Source organism: Nonomuraea sp. NPDC005650, assembly GCF_040605375.1.
In the GTDB taxonomy this organism is placed as follows: domain Bacteria; phylum Actinomycetota; class Actinomycetes; order Streptosporangiales; family Streptosporangiaceae; genus Nonomuraea.
Genome location: NZ_JBEXCR010000002.1, coordinates 242,055 through 260,875, shown reverse-complemented (window position 1 = coordinate 260,875; position 18,821 = coordinate 242,055). Strand labels below are relative to the sequence as shown.

The window sequence follows — 18,821 nt, the reverse complement described above, 5'->3', positions numbered from 1 at the left end:
ATGCCCCGGAACGCGGATGAAACTTTCATCCCGGGCAGCCTGGTGAGAGGAAACACGGGGGTTACCGGACCGCCATTCCGTTGACATACGCGTGAGGGCACCCACAATCCCGTTTGGGAGCGCTCCCACTCCTCTACTCCCATGGAGACCCCGTGAAGTACAGACCTCCTACCCTCCTCTCCCGCTTATCACGGCGGCTGGCCGTGGCCGCGACCCTTGTCCTCGTGGCCGGTGTGACCTCGGCCGTGGCGGCCGGGCCCGCGCAGGCGGCCGTGGCGTGCGATGTGACGTACACGGCCAATCAATGGACGAGCAGCCCCGGCCAGGGCGGTTTCACCGCGAGCATCACGTTGAAGAACACCGGTGACCCCATCACCTCGTGGAACCTGGGTTTCGACTTCCCGACCACGGGCCAGAAGTACACCCCGACAGGCTGGGGTGCCAACTGGAGCCAGTCAGGCACCCGAGTGACCGGGACGAACATGCCGTACAACGGCAGCCTGGCCACCGGCGGGTCCGTGTCCATCGGCTTCAACGGCACCTGGACCGGCACCAACCCGAACCCGACCACGTTCAGCGTGAACGGGGTCACCTGCGGCGGCGCCAACGCCGCGCCCACGGTGTCGCTGACCTCGCCGACCGCGGGACAGACGTTCACCGCCCCGGCCACCGTGCCGATCGCGGCGAACGCCGCCGACTCCGACGGCACGATCTCGAAGGTCGACTTCTACCAGGGCACCACGCTGCTCGGCACCGACACCTCCGCGCCGTACAGCTACAGCTGGACGAACGTGGCCGCGGGCAGCTACTCGATCACCGCCCGGGCGACCGACAACGGCGGCGCGACGACCACCTCGGCGCCGGTCGGGATCACGGTCTCGCAGAACACGGGCCCCGCGCTCGTGGTGAGCCCGACGACCCTGTCCGTGCCGGAGGCGGGGACCGCGAGCTTCAGCGTGAAGCTGTCGCAGGCGCCCTCGGCCAACGTGACCGTCACCACGGCCCGCGCCAGCGGCGACACCGACCTGACCGTCTCGGCCGGCGCCAGCCTGACCTTCACGCCGTCCAACTGGAACACCGCGCAGAACGTCACGCTCGCGGCGGCCAACGACTCCGACACGACCGCCGGCTCCGGCGTGTTCCGGGTGAGCGCCACCGGCTACACCGCGGTCGACGTGACCGCCACCGAGGCGGACGACGACGTCGGCGGCAACAACACCTACGTCCAGCGCTTCGTCGAGATGTACAACGAGCTCCACGACCCGGCGAACGGCTACTTCTCGCCCGAGGGCGTGCCGTACCACTCGATCGAGACCTTCATGGTCGAGGCGCCGGACCACGGGCACGAGACCACGTCCGAGGCCTACAGCTACTACCTGTGGCTGGAGGCGGTCTACGGGCAGGTCACCGGCGACTGGACGAAGTTCAACAACGCGTGGACCTCGATGGAGAAGTACATCATCCCGGCCACGGCCGACCAGCCGACGAACTCCTTCTACACGCCGAACAAGCCGGCCACGTACGCGCCGGAGTGGAACCAGATCAGCAACTACCCGACCGCGCTCGACTCCGGCGTCACGCCCGGCGTCGACCCGATCGCGAGCGAGCTGCAGAGCGCGTACGGCACCCGCGACATCTACGGCATGCACTGGCTGCTCGACGTCGACAACACCTACGGCTTCGGCCGCTGCGGCGACGGCACCACCAAGCCCGCCTACATCAACACCTACCAGCGCGGCCCGGAGGAGTCGGTCTTCGAGACGATCCCGCAGCCGTCCTGCGACACCTTCAAGCACGGCGGCACCAACGGCTACCTGGACCTGTTCATCAAGGACAGCTCCTACGCCAAGCAGTGGAAGTACACCAACGCCCCCGACGCCGACGCGCGCGCCGTGCAGGCCGCGTACTGGGCGCAGACGTGGGCCAAGGCGCAGGGCAAGGAGTCGCAGATCTCCGGGTCGGTCGCCAAGGCCGCGAAGATGGGCGACTACCTGCGCTACGCGATGTACGACAAGTACTTCAAGAAGCCCGGCTGCACGAGCCCGCAGTGCGCGGCCGGCACCGGCAAGGACGCCTCCAACTACCTGATGAGCTGGTACTACGCCTGGGGCGGCGCGACCGACTCCAGCGCCGGCTGGGCGTGGCGCATCGGCTCCAGCCACAACCACTCCGGCTACCAGAACCCGCTCGCGGCCTGGGCGCTGGCGAACGTGACCGAGCTCAAGCCCAAGAGCAGCACCGGCGTGGCCGACTGGAGCACCAGCCTCACCCGGCAGCTGCAGTTCTACGGCTGGCTGCAGTCGGCCGAGGGCGCCATCGCCGGTGGCGCGACCAACAGCTGGGAGGGCCACTACGCGGCGCCGCCGAGCGGCCTGCCGAAGTTCCACGGCCTGACCTATGACTGGCAGCCCGTTTACCACGACCCGCCATCGAACCAGTGGTTCGGCTTCCAGGCGTGGACGATGGAGCGGGTGGCCGAGCTGTACTACGCCTCGGGCAACACCGACGCCAAGGCGCTGCTCGACAAGTGGGTCACCTGGGCGATGGCCAACACCACGATCAACGCGGACGGCTCGTACCAGATCCCGTCCACGCTGCGGTGGACCGGTCAGCCCGCGGGCGACTTCACCGCCACCTCCGGGATGCCTCCGGCCAACTCCGGCCTGCACGTGACGATCGCCGACTACACGAACGACGTGGGCGTGGCCGGCGCGTACGCCAAGACGCTCATGTACTACGCGGCCAAGGCGAACAACACGGCGGCCAAGAACATGGCCAAGGCGCTGCTCGACGGCGTGTGGAAGAACCGTGACGCCAAGGGCGTGTCGGTCCCCGAGACCAAGACCGACTACAACCGCGTGGACGACCCGGTCTACGTGCCGTCCGGCTGGAGCGGCAAGATGCCCAACGGCGACACCATCAACTCCAGCTCGACGTTCATCTCGATCAGGTCCTTCTACAAGAACGACCCGGACTGGCCGAAGGTCGACGCCTTCCTGAAGGGCACGGGCCCCGCGCCGGTCTTCAACTACCACCGGTTCTGGGCGCAGGTGGACGTCGCCGTCGCCCTGGGCGAGTACGGACGGCTCTTCCCGTGAGAAAGGCACTGATCGCCGTGGCGTCGCTGGTCCTGCCCCTGTGTTTCGCAGGGGCAGGGCCGGCGGCCCATGCCGCCGCGCCCGCGTTCGCGTACGGCGAGGCGCTGCAGAAGGCGCTGTGGTTCTACGAGGCCCAGCAGTCGGGCGACCTGCCGAGCTGGAACCGCGTCGGCTGGCGCGGCGACTCCGGCATGAACGACGGCAAGGACGTGGGCGTGGACCTCACGGGCGGCTGGTACGACGCGGGCGACCACGTCAAGTTCGGCTTCCCGATGGCGTTCTCCACCACGATGCTGGCCTGGGGCGCGGTCGAGTACCGCGACGCGTACGCGGGCTCCGGCCAGCTCACGCACCTGCTCGACAACCTCAGGTACGTCAACGACTACTTCATCAAGGCCCACCCGTCGCCGAACGTGCTCTACGGCCAGGTCGGCAACGGCGGCACGGACCACGCCTGGTGGGGCCCGGCCGAGGCCATGCAGATGTCACGGCCCGCGTACAAGATCGACGCGTCGTGCGGCGGGTCGGACCTGGCGGGCGAGACGGCGGCGGCGATGGCCGCCTCCTCGATCGTCTTCCGCCCGACGAATCCGGCCTATGCCGACACGCTGCTGACGCACGCCAAGCAGCTGTACTCCTTCGCCGACACCGTCAGGAAGAAGTACACCGACTGCATCACCGACGCGCAGGGCTACTACAACTCGTGGAGCGGCTACAACGACGAGCTGGTGTGGGGCGCGATCTGGCTCTACCGGGCCACCAACGACGCCTCCTACCTGGCCAAGGCCGAGACCGGGTACGACAATCTCGGCAACGAGCCGCAGACCACGACCAAGTCGTACAAGTGGACGATCGCGTGGGACGACAAGTCGTACGGCGCGTACGTGCTGCTGTACAAGCTGACCGGCAAGCAGCGCTACCTGGACGACGCCAACCGCTGGCTCGACTGGTGGACGGTCGGCGTGAACGGCGCGAAGGTGGCGTACTCGCCGGGCGGCCAGGCCGTGCTGGACCGGTGGGGCTCGCTGCGGTACGCGGCCAACACCTCGTTCGCCGCGCTCGTGCACAGCGACACCGTCACCGACGCCACGCGCAAGGCCCGCTACCACGACTTCGCGGTGCGGCAGATCAACTACGCGCTCGGTGACAACCCGCGCAACTCCTCGTACCTGATCGGGTTCGGCGCCAACCCGCCGAAGAACCCGCACCACCGCACGGCGCACGGCTCGTGGACCGACCAGATCACCAACCCCGAGCAGACCCGCCACACCCTGTACGGCGCGCTCGTCGGCGGACCGCCCGACCCGAACGACGCCTACACCGACAAGCGCGACGACTACGTCATGAACGAGGTCGCCACCGACTACAACGCCGGCTTCACCAGCGCGCTGGCCCGGCTCTACAAGGAGTACGGCGGCGCTCCCGCGGCGAACTTCCCGGTGGCGGAGACCCCGGACGGTCCCGAGCTCTTCGTCGAGGCGGGCGTGAACGCCGCGGGCACCGGCTTCACGGAGATCAAGGCCATCGTCCGCAACCAGTCGGCCTGGCCCGCCAGGGTCCTGTCCGACGGCTCGTTCCGCTACTACTTCACGCTCGACGGCACGACGACGGCCTCGCAGATCACCGTGTCGTCGGCCTACACGCAGTGCAAGGCGCCCACGCTGCACCAGGCGGGCGGTACCACGTACTACGTGAACATCGACTGCTCCGGGCAGGCCATCGCCCCGGCCGGGCAGTCGCAGCACCGCAGGGAAGTGCAGTTCAGGATCGCCAGCGCGGGGTCGTGGGACCCGGCGAACGACTGGTCGTACCGGAACATCCCCACCACGCCCGGCGCGACGCCGGTGCGCACCGGGAACATCACCCTTTACAGCGGCGCGACCAAGATCTGGGGTGAGCCCCCGGGTCCGGAGGAGCAGGACACGACCGCGCCCAGCAAGCCGGGCAAGCCCGCGGCATCCGAGGTCACGGGCTCGACCGCCAGGCTGAGCTGGGCCGCCTCCACGGACAACGTGGGCGTGAGCGGCTACGACGTCTACCTGGGGTCCCAAAAGGTAGGCACGGCCGCGAGCGCGTCCTTCGACCTGAGCGGGCTCACCCCTGCCACTTCCTACACCGCCTCCGTGGTGGCGCGGGACGCGGCGGGCAACACCTCGGCGCCGTCCGACGGCACCTCGTTCACCACGACGAACACGACCCCGCCGCCCACCGGCGGGTGCGCGGCGGCGTACAAGGTGACGAGCTCGTGGAGCGGCGCCTTCCAGGCGGAGGTGACGGTGAAGAACAACGGCACCTCGGCGACCACCGGATGGACGGTGTCCTGGACGTCGGCGAACCAGATCACCCAGCTCTGGGGCGGTAAACACACCCAGTCGGGCTCCGGCGTCACCGTCAAGAACGAGGCGTACAACGGGGCGCTCGCTCCGGGCGCCACCACCACGTTCGGCTTCATCGCCAACGGCACACCCACCGTCCCCGACCCCGTCACCTGCACTCCCGCCTGAGTGAAGACCCCGCCCCCGCCGCAGTAGCGGCGGGGGCGGTTCCACAGCTCAGTGAAAGGCAGCACATGAGACCACTGATCACCGCGCTGGCCTGCCTCCTCGCCTTCTTCGTCGCCCCTGTCGCCCCGGCGAACGCCGCCGTCGGCATCCACGTCAGCGGTGCGAAGATCGTCGAGTCCAACGGCCAGGAGTTCGTCATGCGCGGCACCAGCCACGCGCACACGTGGTACGCGACGCAGACGAAGGCGTTCGCGGACATCAAGTCGCTGAAGGCCAACACCGTGCGGGTCGTGCTCAGCGGCGGCCGCTGGACCCCCAACAGCGTCTCCGACGTGGCCAACGTCGTCTCCCTCTGCAAGCAGAACAAGCTCATCTGCGTGCTGGAGAACCACGACACCACCGGGTACGGCGAGCAGAGCGGCGCCTACACCCTCGACCAGGCCGCCAACTACTGGATCAGCGTCAAGTCCGCCCTGGTCGGCCAGGAGGACTACGTCATCGTCAACATCGGCAACGAGCCGATCGGCAACAACGCCGTCACCCCGGGCTGGGCCGCCGCCACCACGGCCGCGATCCAGAAGCTGCGCAGCAACGGCTTCCAGCACGCGCTGATGGTGGACGCGCCCAACTGGGGCCAGGACTGGCAGTTCGGCATGCGCGACAACGCGCGCGCGGTCTTCGACAGCGACCCGGCCAAGAACACGATCTTCTCCATCCACATGTACGGCGTCTTCGACACGGCCGCGGAGATCAACGCGTACATGGACGCCTTCAAGACCGCGGGGCTGCCGCTGGTCGTCGGCGAGTTCGGCTTCAACCACTCCGACGGCAACCCGGACGAGGACACGATCATGGCCCAGGCCGTGAGCCGCGGCCTCGGCTACCTCGGCTGGTCTTGGAGCGGCAACGGGGGCGGCGTCGAATACCTCGACCAGGTCACCAACTTCGACGTCACCCAGCTCACCTCCTGGGGCCAGCGGCTGTTCAACGGCGCCAACGGAATCGCCGCCACCTCCAAGCAGGCCTCGATCTACGGCGGCGGCACCGCCGACCCGACCCCGCCGAGCACGCCCGGCACGCCGTCGGCGTCCGGCATCACCTCGTCGGGGGCGAACCTGTCCTGGACGGCCTCCACGGACAACGTGGGCGTGACCGGCTACGACGTCTACACCTCGACCGGCACCTCGCTCGGCTCGACCGCGACGAACTCGATCACGCTGACCGGGCTGTCGCCGGCGACCGCGTACCAGGTGTACGTGAAGGCCAGGGACGCGGCCGGCAACCAGTCCGCCGCGTCGCCGACGGCGTCGTTCACCACGCTCAGCGGCGGCGGCACCGGCGGCGGCTGCACGGCCGCCGGCACCGTGCAGAGCCAGTGGAGCACCGGGTACGTCGTGCAGCCCGTGACCGTGACCAACACCGGCACCTCGACCAAGTCGAGCTGGACCGTCACCTTCACGCTGCCGGCCGGTCACACGCTCACCGGCTCCTGGAACGCCGCGGTGACGGTCAGCGGCCAGACCGTGACGGCCAAGAACCTGAGCTACAACGGCACGCTGGCGCCGAACGCCAGCACGAGCTTCGGGGTGCAGGCCAGTCGCCCGAGCGGCAACACGTCCGTGCCGTCCGGCTACACCTGCGCCAACTGAACCGCCCGTCCAACCGCTGCGTATGAGGAGGTGAGGCGGAAGAACATCCCTGCCCAACGACCATCCCGCCCGGATGGGACGGACGCGGCCGATACCTCCAGTCGGCCGCGTCCGTTATTTGGCCTGGGTCTTCGTGGCTTCGGCGAACCTCTGCCGGGCCGCGTCGATGGCGTCCTCGTCCTGGAACTCGGCGAAGGCCGCCTCGTGGTAGCGGGCGGGGATGAGCCGCCTGACGCGGTCCGGATAGCCCACGCCCGCCTCCGGCACCCGGACCAGGGGAGGGATGCCGATGCGTACCGCGATCGGGCCCGCGGCGCGCACGGAGGTCGCCCAGTCGGTGCCCGCGCCGGTGACCGCGCACATGTGGCGGGCGTACACCCACTTCACCTCGACGAGCGAGGTGGCTTCGGGCGGATCGAAGCCGAAGGGCTCCACGGCGCACACGACGCGCGAGTCGAAGTCGTGGCCGTGCGCGTGGTGCTCGTCGGGCGAGGACTGTTCGAGGATGCGCGTCACCTGGGCGGCGAGCTCCTTGTTCAGCTGGGCCGACGGCTGGTGGGCGGCGAAAAACATCACCCCGGCCAGGGTCAGGCTGGCCAGGGTGACGAGTGCCGCGGCAAGCCCGCGACGTGACTTGATCACGGGCTGGTGCAGGTCAGGGCCGGAGCCGGGTTGGGGATCGAACCGGTGGCGTTGAATCCGAACGTGGTGGTCGCGTTCGGCGCGAGCTGCCCGTTGTAGGTGGCGTTCTTGACCACCACATTGGGGGGTTGCCCGGACAGCACGCCGTTCCATGGCGAGCCGTCGAATCCCTGGCCGCCGGAGTAGGTCCACTTGACGGTCCAGCCGTTGATGGAGGAGGTGCTCGTGTTCTTCACGGTCACCTCGCCCTGGAAGTGGCCGGCCCAGCCGGTGTCCGTGGCCTTCCACGTGGCGGTGCAGGCGCCGGGGTTGACCGTCGGGGTCACCGTCGGGGTCGCGGTGGGGGTGCTCTGGCCCGGGCCGACGCCGGTGACCTCGCCGTTTCCGCCGTCGAAGGTGACGTCGGAGCAGCTGTAGAAGTTCTCGTTGCTGTCGGAGCGGATCCAGTGCGTGTAGATGATGTGCCGGCCGGTCTTGCCGGACGGGAGCTGGGCGTTCCAGTAGTAGTAGTTGAGCGCGCCGGCGGGGCCGGTGTCCGGCGGGTTGGTGACGCTGCCGAACGGCTCCAGGTCGGACCACTTCAATGGCCCGTTGGGGTTCCAGCCGTTCTTGGTGATGTAGTAGTTGAAGGCGCCGGGGTGCTTGGCCCAGTTGCTGTGCCGCATCTGGATGGTGGCGCCCGAGGTCAGGTGGGTCAGCGGCCAGTCGCTGCGCACCGCGTTGTAGGCCGAGAAGTCGTAGGGACCGCCGGTGCCGCCGCTGCAGAGCTGCCCGTCGGGGATGAACCCGGTGGTCCGGCCCGCGCCGTCGGAGCGCAGCACCGCGAACCAGTTGTACAGCGGGGTCGTGCCGCTCTGCGCGACGGCCGCCGCGCACGCGGGGTTGTAGGGGATGATCTGGCCGTTCTCCCGCAGGCCGTCCTGCCAGCACAGGAACGTCCTCGCCGCGGGGAACATCGACACCCCGTGCGCCAGTGCCTGCGTGGGCACCATCAGGACAGTTGTGATCAGAACCATGACGGCGGTGATCGCCGCCGACTTGAATAACCTCATGGGGATTCCCTTGCGCTGACGACTGAGGAAACCTGCCCACGAGCGGCCCGCCCGGCCAGCGCATTGAATCACGCGGCGCACGGCCTGGACAACGCGCTGTGAAACTTTCATTCGATCTTGGTCATGGCCCCTGCAGGCGCTAGTCTGGGAGCGCTCCCATCAGGGGATGTGGCACGCGGCGTACTTTGCGAGGGGTACGGTCCGCGGACTAGAGGGGTACGGCAGGTGCTGCCGTACCCCTCCTCAATCCCGGTCGAGCGCGGCGTCGATGTCGTCGAGCCTGGCCTGCAGCTCGCTCAGGCAGGCCGGCGCGAGCCGCCCCTCGCCGAAGCGGACGGACAGCTTCTGCCGCAGGTTGTCCGTCCTGGACACCGAAGGGCCGTGCGGTCCCACCGCGGCGTGCAGCACCTGTTTGAGGTCCAGCACCACGTCGGCGTCGGTCGCGCCGCACGGCGTCTTGGCCTCCAGCACGGTCTTGAAGTCGTCCACGGCCTGCTCGACGGTGTTCGCCGAGGGCGGCGCGCTCTGGACGGGCGTGCTCTCGATCAGCCGGGCGGTCGGCGACGTCCTGACCGCCGTCTCCGTCGGCTGCTGCTGGTGCTGGAGCCCCGTCTGCTGGAACCACAGCAGCGCGGAGAGCGCGATGGCCGCCGAGCCGGCGACCGTGAGGCCGCGTCTGACGTGCCGCCCCAGACTCGCCGCCCCGAGCGCCGAGGTCAGCGCCGAGACGATCTCGGCGGCGGTCGGCCGCCGGCCCGGCTGGTTCGCCAGGCAGCGCTGGCAGAGCGAGGCCACGGAGTACGGCACGCCGGCGACCCGGGGCGGTGGATACGTCCTGCGCGCCGCCTCGATCTCCTCCCACGTCGTCTCCGGGTACGGCCGGCGCCCCGTGAGCATGGTGTGCAGCAGCACGCCGAGGGCGTACACGTCGACCGCGGGATGGGTCGGCGCGCCGAGCAGCCGTTCGGGGGCGACGTAGGGAGGGGTGCCGCGCTCGTCGTCGGGATCCCCGGCCCAGGCCGCGATCCCGAAGTCGAGCAGCTTGGGACCGTCGGCGGTGAGCAGCACGTTCTCGGCCGTGACGTCCCTGTGGACCAGTCCACGGGCGTGCCCGGCCATCAGGACCCGGGCCAGCCGCAGCGCGATGGCCGCTGCCTCGGTCCACGGCAGCGGCCCCTGCTCGATGCGTTCGGCCAGCGGCGTGCCGTCGAGCAGCGGCATCACCACGTAGGCGGCGACGCCGCCGTTGGTGGTGACGGTCTCGCCGTAGTCGTAGATGTCGATGGAGTCGGGATGGATGAACCGGGCGGCGGCGCGCGCCTCGCTGCGGGCGCTGACGCGCTCGCCGCCGCCGGCGTGGAGTGAGGCGGTGAGCACCTTGACGGCGATCATCCGGTGCAGCGACTGGTCGAAGGCACGCCAGATGACCGACATGCCCCCGCGGGCCAGCGGATCCAGCAACAGATACCTGCGGGCCAGTATGTCCCCCGGCTCAAGCCGACTCACGGACGACCAGTTCCGTGGGGAGTACAGGGTCGATCCCCGCGGCGCCCGTCAGGAGCAGCCGGGTGGCGACGGTGGCGAGCTCCTCGACGGGCTGGCGGATGGTGGTCAGGGCCGGGGCGACGTGCCTGGCGACCGGGGCGTCGTCGAACCCGATCACCGCCACGTCCGCCGGCACCTTGCGCCCGGCTCTGCGCAGTGCCTGGATCGCGCCTGCCGCCATCAGGTCGGAGGCGACGAAAACGGCGTCCAGACCTGGGGCGTGGCGTAACAGCCACTGCATGGCGTGAGTGCCGGAGGCCGCGGTGAAGTCCCCGTAGGCCACGGGCACGTCGGGCGCGCCCGCCGACTGCAGGGTGCGTATCAGGCCCTCTAATCTGTCGCGGGCGCCGGGTAAGGACGGTGGTCCGCCGATGGCGGCGACGTTACGGCGGCCGGTGAGCAGGAAATGCTCGGCCGCCTGTCGTCCGCCGTCGAGGTTGTCCACGTCGGCGTATGGGAGCTTGAGGTCGTGGGGCGGGCGGCCGATGTTGCGTACGGGGACGCCCGAGGTGGATAACTTGATCGCCAGGGGATGGCGCTCACGCGCGCCCACGATCAGCACCGCGCCCGACAGCGCGGGCAGCGTGGACGATGTGGGCGTGACGGTGGTCACCATCAGGTGGGTGCCATGTTCGGCGATCACGGCTCCCGCGGCGGACAGGAGTCGTGCGTAGTAGGGTTCGGAGAACAGGCGTGGGAGGTGGTCGCAGATCACCGCCGTGACGCCGTCGGCCAAGGTCTTGGCGGCCGTTCCCCGGGGGGCTCGTTGGCGGACGTATCCCATGCGGGACACGGCGTCGTAGACTTGCCGGCGGGTCGAGGTACTGACCCGCACCGAGCCCGTGAGGACTCGAGAGGCGGTCGCGGGGGAAACCCCTGCAGCGGCCGCCACCTGTGCCAGTGTGGGCTGCTCGGTCATGGAGCACCTCGCGGAAAGATCCTGGGAGCGCTCCCACGTTACCAATGTTTCGGCGCTGTTAATAGGGCCTTTGCAAGGAGTGCGTCCCACTGTACGGACGCACTCCGAATTTGCTCAGCTAGAGGCCCTGGTAACCGAAAGTTGTTTTTGCGCCGAACTTTGATCACGCAATATTTGCGTGTCTGATTTCTCCGTATCCGGTCAGTGGGTCACCGTCGTGTCGATCTGGGCCTCGTCCAGTCCGCCGTCCGTGTTGTCGTCCGGCTCGGGGCGCTGCTGGGGCTGGCAGCTCGCGCCGCAGCCGCCGAAGCGCGCGCTGTTCACCGGGGTGAAGTCCGTCGCCGGGATGCCCTTGAGCGCGGACAGCATGGTGTCCTTCCAGATCGGCCCGGGGATGGAGGCCCCGAACACCGAGCCGTAGTACCGGCCGCCGATGGTGATGCTGTTCAGCTTGTGCGTCACCGCGCCGCGCGGGTCACCGATGCTGACCGCTCCCGCGAGGTCGGGGGTGAACCCGGCGAACCAGGCGGTGGACTGCTCGTCCGTGGTGCCGGTCTTGCCGGCGGCCGGCCGGCCGATGCCGCCGACGCCCTTCATGGTGCCCTTGGTGAACACGCCGGACAGGATGCTGGAGGCGGCGTCCGCGACCTCAGGGTCGAGCGCCTGCTTGCACTTCGGCTTGTAGTTGGTGACCTTGCCGTCGCGGTCCTTGATCGAGGAGATGGCCATCGGCTCGCAGTACTTGCCGCGCGCGCCGATCGCGGCGTACGCGTTGGCGACGGTCACCGGGTCCATCTCGTTGATGCCGAGCGTGAACGTCTCGTACTCCTGCAGGGGCAGCCCGTCGGAGCGCTCGATGCCCAGCGACTTGGCCGTCTTGACCACGTTGCACAGGCCCACCTTCTGCTCCAGCGCCATGAAGAAGGTGTTGACCGAGCCCCAGGTGCCGGTGGCCAGCGACTTGAAGCCGCCGCCGCCGCCCTCGGCGTTGGTGACGGTGAAGGTGGGCTCGCCCATGTTCTGGCCCTTGCAGTTCTTGAACGACCAGTAGGCGGGGGCGCGGTAGCCGCTGCCCACCGAGATCCCGTCGTTGATCTTCATGCCCTGCTTGAGGGCGGTGAGCAGGGTGAACGTCTTGAACGTCGAGCCCGCCTGGAAGCCGGTGCCGCCGCCGTGCACCGCGTTGGCGACGAGGTTGTAGGACATCTCGTTCTTGCGCTTGCTGGTGCCGTACTTGCGGCTGGCGGCCATGGCCTTGATCGCGCCGGTGCCCGGCTGGACGAGCGCCTCGGAGGCGACCGGGTTGTCGGAGGCGAACACGTGCTTCTTGATGGCCTGCTCGGCGGCCTTCTGCATCGTGGTGTCCAGCGTGGTCTGGATGGTCAGGCCGCCCCGATTGAGGAACGCGGTCCTGGCCTTCTTCGTCTTGCCGAAGTCTCGGTTGCTGAGGATCTCGTTGCGGACGTACATGCAGAAGTACGGGTAGTCGCTGGCCTCGCAGCCACCGGGCAGCGCGGTGTCCTTGTAGCCGAGCTTGGTCTTCTTGGCCTCGGCGGCCTGCTCCGGCGTGATCTTCTTCAGCTCGGCCATCCGGTCGAGCACGACGTTGCGCCGGAACAGCAGCCGCTCCTTGAACTCCTTGCCCCGGCTGGGGTCGGTCTGCAGCGGGTCCTGCACGGCGCCGGCCAGCGTGGCGGCCTGGGCCAGGGTCAGGTCGGCGGCCTTGACTCCGAAGAAGCGCTTGGCGGCCGCCTCGATGCCGTAGGCCCGGGCGCCGAAGTACGCGATGTTCAGGTATTTCTCGAGGATCTCGTTCTTGGTGTACTTCTCCTCGATCGCCATCGCGTACCGCAGCTCGTTGAGCTTACGGGCGTAGCTGGCCTCAAGGGCCGCGTTCTTCTCCTTGGTGGTGCTGGCCGAGTTGAGCAGCACCTGCTTGACGTACTGCTGGGTGATGGACGAGCCGCCCTGGGCGATGCCGCCCGAGGTGAGGTTCTTGGCCAGGGCGCGGACGGTGCCCTCGATGTCGATCGGGCCGTGCTCGTAGAAGCGGTAGTCCTCGATCGAGATGATGGCCGTCTTCATGATCTCGGCGATGTCGTCAAGCTTGACGTTCTCGCGGTACTCCTCGTAGAACGTCGCGATCGGCTTGCCCTTGGCGTCGAGCACCGTCGTCTTCTCCGCGAGGGGCGGCTCCTTGAGGTCCCGCGCCTTGAGGCCTAGGTCCTCCGACGCCGAGACGAACATCGCGCCGGTGCCTCCGACCGCGGGCAGCGCGATGGCCGCGGCCACTACACCGGCCGCTGCCGCCGCCCCGGTCAGGCGTGCGATACTCGACAAACGGGAACCCATGGTGGTAAAACCTTCCCCTCGTGGCATTAGGGTGCATCCTAAACCCCGCCATGACGTGCTCTCGGTAAAAGCTTGGACGCTGTTCGCGGCCGGTTTGTTCGCGCGGAAGCCCGTTTTTTCTAACTCTGGCCGCAAAGCGCCGGATCGTGCAGGGTGGGGCCCCTGCGGCACGTGTGACGATCTTCAGTTTCTGCCAGGTGCGGGCAAAGAAGCGTGTTGACGAGCGGGTGGGTGTCCACCGGTCTGGCAATGTCTGTTCCCTGCCGGTCGTGGTGGGGGGACTTATGCGTCGTGTCGGAGATGGCGAGCATTTCGATCGGTTGCTCGCCGCTGCCAGGACATATTGGGGCGAGAGCCCCAGCGGTGAGAGCTGCGTCGTGGCCGAGGCGTTCGACCAGGACATCAGAGTCGTGGTACGGACGCTCATGGTCGCGAAGGCGGTCTGCGAGCTGCTCTCTGCGCGGCTGTTCGCGCTGGTCGAGCCGGAGTGGCGGCGGCTGGCGGAGGTGTTCGGCGCCGAGGGGGACGGGCGACCGCGGGTGCCGCCGGCCGCGCTGGTGACCAGCCGGGCGGACCCGTACGTGACCAGGGACATCCCGGTCGTGCACGTCCACGGGACGGGGTCGCTGAAGGCGTACGCGATCTTCCCCGACCAGGGGCCCTGCTCGTTCCGCGAGGAGCTGCCCGCCAGGGTCGGCGCGTTCTTCGAGCGGCACGTGTGGCCGTTCAGGGACACGATCAGGCCGGGCGCGGAGCGGACGGCCTGGCGGGCCAAGAGCGGCTACCAGGTGCGCACGGAGACCGAACGCCGCCAGCTGCGCGACTACGGCTGCGCCCGCCTGGGCCTGGACCCGCGGCGGCCGACCATCGCGGTCCTCGGCCACACGCCGGGGGAGGACACCGACCTGTTCCGGTCGACGGTGGACTACGCCTCGTCGGACCCGTCGGCGAACTGGCTGTTCCTCGACCCCGTCGGCTACCCGCACTCCCGGGTGCGGTGCGTGACGGGCGCCCTGTCCACGAACCTCCTCTGGAGCATGGCGGACGTCTGCGTCACCTTCAGCGACAGCGACCTGCCCGCGTTCGGCATCCCGGTTGTCCAGGCGGGCTGGTCGGTGGGGAGCGCCTGCGGCGCCACGTACGTGGCCCGCGACGCGTCGGACATCCGCCTGTGGCTGGACGAGGCCATCGCCAAGCACGAGAAGGGCGAGTCCATCCTGGAGCAAGAGCAGCGCGACCGCGCCCGGCTGTGGCTCTGGCTGCGCCGCTGCGGCGCCGACGTGCCCACCCAGCTCCTGCCGCACTGGGAGTACGGCGTCGACTACCCGCGGGCGCTCGCCGTGAACCTGTGGCACGTGGAGCGCGACGGCGACCCGCTCTACAGCGCGGTCGCCCGCATGTGGACCAGGCGCGAACCCATGCTCACGCGCTTCGACTTCCACGACCCGGCGGGGCCGTTCATCAGGAACGGCTTCGACCGGTTCCCGCGGTTCGGCGATGTCGTCCGCCACGAGGAAGACCCCATGAGCAGCTTCCACGACCAGGAAGAGTCGTCATTCACGAGGAGCACCCCATGAGCACCCCAGGATCCGCCACCGAGCTGGACCAGCTGATCCTCCCCGCGATCCCGCCCGTCCACGTGCGCAGCGGTCAGATCCCCGCGCTGCAGGTGACCGACAGGCTGCAGCGGGGCACCTCGATCGTGGGCAGGTTCGAGACCTCGGGGCTCGCCGGGTTCAAGGTCTCGGCGCAGGGGCGCTCGCTCCGGGTGCTGGTGTCGCTGTCGACCGACGACCGCTCGCTGAGCGGCGGGGACGCCGGCAAGACCGACCTGGTCGGCCTGCAGCCGCGTCTGGTGCAGGTCCGCTCCCAGGGGCGGCTGCGCCAGTGCCTGCTGCTCAGGGGGCGGCGGGCGCACGGCCAGGTGGCCTTCGACCTGACGGCGGAGGAGATCCCCGACGACGGGCTGATCTGCGTCGAGGTGCTCGACATCATGGAGGGCGACGGGGTCTGCGAGGAGGCGCGCGAGGCCGTGTCGGGCCACGTCATGCCCGACGGCGTGGCCGGGCTGCGGCTGGACAAGGTGGTGTTCGAGGAGCCGCCGACGGTGGACTTCGACCCCGACACGCTCGACGGGTTGCGCTGCGAGGCGTCCTCGCTGATCAGCGCGGGCGGCGTGGCCAACCGCAACCGGCAGGGCGCGCGCGTGCTGCGCTCGGGCATGTTCGTGGTCAACCCGGTGCTGAAGGACACGTTCGGGTCGAGCGGCCGCGTCACGTTCAGGCTGGGCACCAAGGCGGAGCCGGCCAGCCTCATCCCCGCGACGTGGCGGCGGGTGAACAGCGAGCTGCGCTGGATGCGCCACGCCACCAGGAAGCTGCTGGGCATGGCGGCGCCGCCGGTGGAGCGCGTCATCAGCGTCAGGGACGGGGACGTGGAGCTGCCCGAGCAGCGCACGGACGGCAACATCACCGAGCTCATGCTGCCCAGCCCCACGAGCTCGCCGTTCCTGGTGGTCATGGGTCAGTGCCTGGGCGCGCTGCCGACGCTGGAGTCGGCCGCCACGCACTAGTACGGGTGTGAACTATCCCGGCTCGAATAAACTGCGGGGTCATGGGCGACGCTGTCGAACGGATCCTCGGGGAGTGGCGGCGCGAGCGGCCTGACCTCGATCTGACGGCCATGGGCGTGTTCGGGCGGCTGGCCCAGGTGATGCGCGTCCTGGAGCCGCGGGTCGACCGGGTTCTCACCGAGCGCGGGCTGCGGCAGGGCGAGTTCGACGTGCTGGCCGCGCTGCGCCGGGCCGGGCCGCCGTACACGCTGATCCCGTCGGAGCTGTCGGCGGTGCTGATGATGTCGCGGGCCGGGATGACCAACCGGCTCGACCGGCTGGAGGCGGCGGGGCTGGTCGAGCGCAGTCTCGACCCCGCCGACCGGCGCAGCTTCCGCGTCCGGCTGACCGAGGAGGGCCTGCGGGTCATCGACGAGACGCTCACCGAGCACGCCGCGAACCTGGCCCGCCTGGCCTCCCCGCTCACTCCCGAGGACACCGAGGCCCTGGCCGCCATCCTGCGCAAGCTGCTGGAGGGGCCGCTAGGCCGGGAGGTCTAAAAGTTGGCGATAATCCGTGATATCGCCGCCCAAGGGGAAGTCATTCTCATGTGACGAACGGCTTGCGCATAGAGACGATCCGGCACCTCCACTGCACGGTCCTGCGCGCCAGCGGCGAGCTCGACCACGCGGGCCGGGTCCGCTTCAGCGCCTGCATCAACGCGGTGTGGGACTGGACGGCGGGGCCCGTACTCGTGTTCGACCTGGCGGATCTGGACTTCTACGACTCGTCCGTCATCGGGGTGCTGGCGATGGCGATGCAGCGCATGGAGGAGCAGGGGAGCGGCCGGATCATCCTGGTCCGGCCGTCGGACCACCTGCTGTCGGTGCTGCGGCTGACGGACCTGCTGCCGCGGGTGGAGCTGCGGGAGAGCGTCGAGAAGACGGTGGCGGAGCTGATGCTGCGATCGGAAGCCCCCGGCTCGCCGGAGTCCCCCCGATCGCGCTTCCCCGCCCCCGGCCCAAGCCCCTGACCCCCGCGGCTTCGAAAGGACCTCAGAGGCCGTACGCCTCCAGCAGGCGCAGCCACACTTCGCTGACCGTCGGGAACGACGGGACGGCGTGCCAGAGGCGCTCCAGCGGCACCTCGCCCGTCACCGCGATCGTGGCGCTGTGCAGCAGCTCGGCCGTGCCCGGTCCGACGAACGTGACGCCGAGCAGCACCTTCCTGTCCTCGTCCACCACGGCCCTGGCCCGGCCGCGGTAGCCGTCGCCCAGCAGGTAGGCCCCGGTGACCGACCCCAGGTCGTAGTCCACCACGCGCACCCGGAACCCGTCCTCCCGGGCCACCGCCTCGGTCCTGCCGACCGCGCAGACCTGCGGGTCGGTGAAGACGACCTGCGGCGCGCCGAACCCGTCGGCCAGATCCCGCATCGCGGGCAGCTCGTCGCCACGCGCCCGTGCAGCGATCACGTCGCCGCAGATCCTGGCCTGGTACTTGCCCATGTGCGTGAGCAGCGCGCGCCCGTTGACGTCGCCGACGGCGTACAGCCAGCCCCCGGGGACGCCGGTCGCCCGCATGCTGTCGTCCACCTCGACGTACGCGCCGTCGGCCAGGCCGACCGTGCTCAGGCCCACGGTGCCGGTGGCGGGCCGGCGGCCGGTCGCGACCAGCAGCTCGTCCGCCTCCACCGGGGGCCCCTCGGACAGGTGGACCGTCACCTTCCCACCGGGCTCGGGGCGCTCGATCCTGACGGCGTCGGTACGGGTGCGCACCTCGATGCCCGCCTCCGCGAACGACTCGGCCACCAGCTCGCCCGCGAACGGCTCCATCCTGGCCAGCAGCCCGCCGCCGCGTACCAGCACGGTGGTCTGCCGCGCGCCGAGACCGTGCATGGCCTGGGCCATCTCGCAGGCGACCACGCCGCCGCCGAGCACGGCCAGCCGCTCGGGGACGGCGCGGGCCGCGGTCACCTCGTGGCTGGTCCAGGGCTCCGCCTCGACCAGCCCGGGGACCCGGGGGAGGGCGGCCGTGCTGCCGGTGGCCAGGACGACGGCCTGCCGGGCGGTCAGCACCCGCTCGCCGCCGTCCTCGGTGGTGACGCGTACGCGCTTGGGGCCGTCGAGCCGCCCGTGCCCGCGGACGAACTCGGCCGGCACGCTCTCGATCCACTGCACCTGCCCGGCGTCGTTGTAGTTCGAGACGGTCTCGTCGCGCCGGGCCAGCACGGCCTCCGCGTCGACGGGGCCCAGCGAGAGCCCGGGGACCCGCGCCACCTCGCCCATCAGGTCGACCGGCCGCAGCAGCGCCTTGCTCGGGACGCACGCCCAGTAGGCGCACTCGCCGCCGGCCAGCCGGTCCTCCACGATCGCCGCGGTCAGGCCGCCGCGGACGGCCCGGTCAACGACGTTCTCGCCGGCGGGACCGGCACCGATCACGATGACGTCGAACTCGTCAGCCACCACGCCTCCAGAAGCACTCGCTATATGAGATGAACTCTTTCATGCCC

Annotated in this window: 13 protein-coding genes; 7 read left to right on the top strand and 6 right to left on the bottom strand. The window is 69.7% G+C overall.

The features are described from left to right. Positions 1 to 152 precede the first annotated feature (152 nt). From ABZS69_RS03985 to ABZS69_RS03975, 3 genes are all read left to right on the top strand, one after another. The gene (locus ABZS69_RS03985) at positions 153 to 3,098 is read left to right on the top strand and encodes a glycoside hydrolase family 48 protein (protein WP_355366052.1); all 2,946 of its coding nucleotides are present in this window, start codon (positions 153 to 155) and stop codon (positions 3,096 to 3,098) included. A gap of 8 nt (positions 3,099 to 3,106) precedes the next feature. Beyond that, complete coding sequence (locus tag ABZS69_RS03980) at positions 3,107 to 5,602, top strand: glycoside hydrolase family 9 protein (protein WP_355366911.1); 2,496 nt, start codon at positions 3,107 to 3,109, stop codon at positions 5,600 to 5,602. Between the two features lie 65 nt (positions 5,603 to 5,667). After that, positions 5,668 to 7,251 carry a cellulase family glycosylhydrolase gene (locus ABZS69_RS03975; protein ID WP_355366049.1) on the top strand — a complete coding sequence of 528 codons (1,584 nt, stop codon included), beginning with the start codon at positions 5,668 to 5,670 and terminating at the stop codon, positions 7,249 to 7,251. Between the two features lie 114 nt (positions 7,252 to 7,365). On the opposite strand, the gene ABZS69_RS03970 is transcribed toward ABZS69_RS03975, so the two are convergent. From ABZS69_RS03970 to ABZS69_RS03950, 5 genes are all read right to left on the bottom strand, one after another. Then, on the bottom strand, positions 7,366 to 7,893 hold the full coding sequence (locus ABZS69_RS03970) for a hypothetical protein (protein WP_355366046.1): 528 nt from the start codon (positions 7,891 to 7,893) through the stop codon (positions 7,366 to 7,368). Next, a complete protein-coding gene (locus tag ABZS69_RS03965) occupies positions 7,890 to 8,945 on the bottom strand; it encodes a lytic polysaccharide monooxygenase (protein WP_355366043.1) in 1,056 nt (351 codons plus the stop codon). Before ABZS69_RS03965 ends, ABZS69_RS03970 begins: the two co-directional genes overlap by 4 nt. 243 nt (positions 8,946 to 9,188) lie before the next feature. Beyond that, complete coding sequence (locus tag ABZS69_RS03960) at positions 9,189 to 10,451, bottom strand: serine/threonine-protein kinase (RefSeq protein ID WP_355366040.1); 1,263 nt, start codon at positions 10,449 to 10,451, stop codon at positions 9,189 to 9,191. Beyond that, positions 10,438 to 11,409 (bottom strand): LacI family DNA-binding transcriptional regulator, encoded by a 972-nt coding sequence (locus ABZS69_RS03955; RefSeq protein ID WP_355366037.1) that lies wholly within the window; start codon positions 11,407 to 11,409, stop codon positions 10,438 to 10,440. Before ABZS69_RS03955 ends, ABZS69_RS03960 begins: the two co-directional genes overlap by 14 nt. 201 nt (positions 11,410 to 11,610) lie before the next feature. Then, complete coding sequence (locus ABZS69_RS03950) at positions 11,611 to 13,749, bottom strand: transglycosylase domain-containing protein (RefSeq protein WP_355366034.1); 2,139 nt, start codon at positions 13,747 to 13,749, stop codon at positions 11,611 to 11,613. Positions 13,750 to 14,045: 296 nt separating this feature from the next. Here ABZS69_RS03950 and ABZS69_RS03945 point away from each other — a divergent pair, with 296 nt between their 5' ends. The 4 genes from ABZS69_RS03945 to ABZS69_RS03930 are packed head-to-tail and all read left to right on the top strand — an operon-like array spanning position 14,046 to position 17,345. Further along, positions 14,046 to 15,338: a hypothetical protein gene (locus tag ABZS69_RS03945; protein WP_355366031.1), complete on the top strand. Its 1,293-nt coding sequence runs from the start codon at positions 14,046 to 14,048 to the stop codon at positions 15,336 to 15,338. Beyond that, the gene (locus tag ABZS69_RS03940; RefSeq protein ID WP_355366028.1) at positions 15,335 to 16,333 is read left to right on the top strand and encodes a hypothetical protein; all 999 of its coding nucleotides are present in this window, start codon (positions 15,335 to 15,337) and stop codon (positions 16,331 to 16,333) included. The genes ABZS69_RS03945 and ABZS69_RS03940 overlap by 4 nt, the downstream gene beginning before the upstream one ends. Before the next feature lie 41 nt (positions 16,334 to 16,374). Continuing rightward, a complete protein-coding gene (locus tag ABZS69_RS03935) occupies positions 16,375 to 16,872 on the top strand; it encodes a MarR family transcriptional regulator (RefSeq protein ID WP_355366025.1) in 498 nt (165 codons plus the stop codon). Positions 16,873 to 16,922: 50 nt separating this feature from the next. After that, positions 16,923 to 17,345: an STAS domain-containing protein gene (locus tag ABZS69_RS03930; RefSeq protein ID WP_355366022.1), complete on the top strand. Its 423-nt coding sequence runs from the start codon at positions 16,923 to 16,925 to the stop codon at positions 17,343 to 17,345. A gap of 22 nt (positions 17,346 to 17,367) precedes the next feature. On the opposite strand, the gene ABZS69_RS03925 is transcribed toward ABZS69_RS03930, so the two are convergent. Then, on the bottom strand, positions 17,368 to 18,774 hold the full coding sequence (locus ABZS69_RS03925; protein ID WP_355366019.1) for an NAD(P)/FAD-dependent oxidoreductase: 1,407 nt from the start codon (positions 18,772 to 18,774) through the stop codon (positions 17,368 to 17,370). Positions 18,775 to 18,821: the final 47 nt, after the last annotated feature.

Excerpts from the sequence above, each read along its gene's own strand:
- ABZS69_RS03940 (WP_355366028.1), top strand. The coding sequence starts at position 15,335 with ATGAGCACCCCAGGATCCGCCACCGAGCTGGACCAGCTGATCCTCCCC.
- ABZS69_RS03945 (WP_355366031.1), top strand. The coding sequence starts at position 14,046 with ATGCGTCGTGTCGGAGATGGCGAGCATTTCGATCGGTTGCTCGCCGCT.
- ABZS69_RS03965 (WP_355366043.1), bottom strand. The coding sequence starts at position 8,945 with ATGAGGTTATTCAAGTCGGCGGCGATCACCGCCGTCATGGTTCTGATC.
- ABZS69_RS03975 (WP_355366049.1), top strand. The coding sequence starts at position 5,668 with ATGAGACCACTGATCACCGCGCTGGCCTGCCTCCTCGCCTTCTTCGTC.
- ABZS69_RS03955 (WP_355366037.1), bottom strand. The coding sequence starts at position 11,409 with ATGACCGAGCAGCCCACACTGGCACAGGTGGCGGCCGCTGCAGGGGTT.
- ABZS69_RS03935 (WP_355366025.1), top strand. The coding sequence starts at position 16,375 with ATGGGCGACGCTGTCGAACGGATCCTCGGGGAGTGGCGGCGCGAGCGG.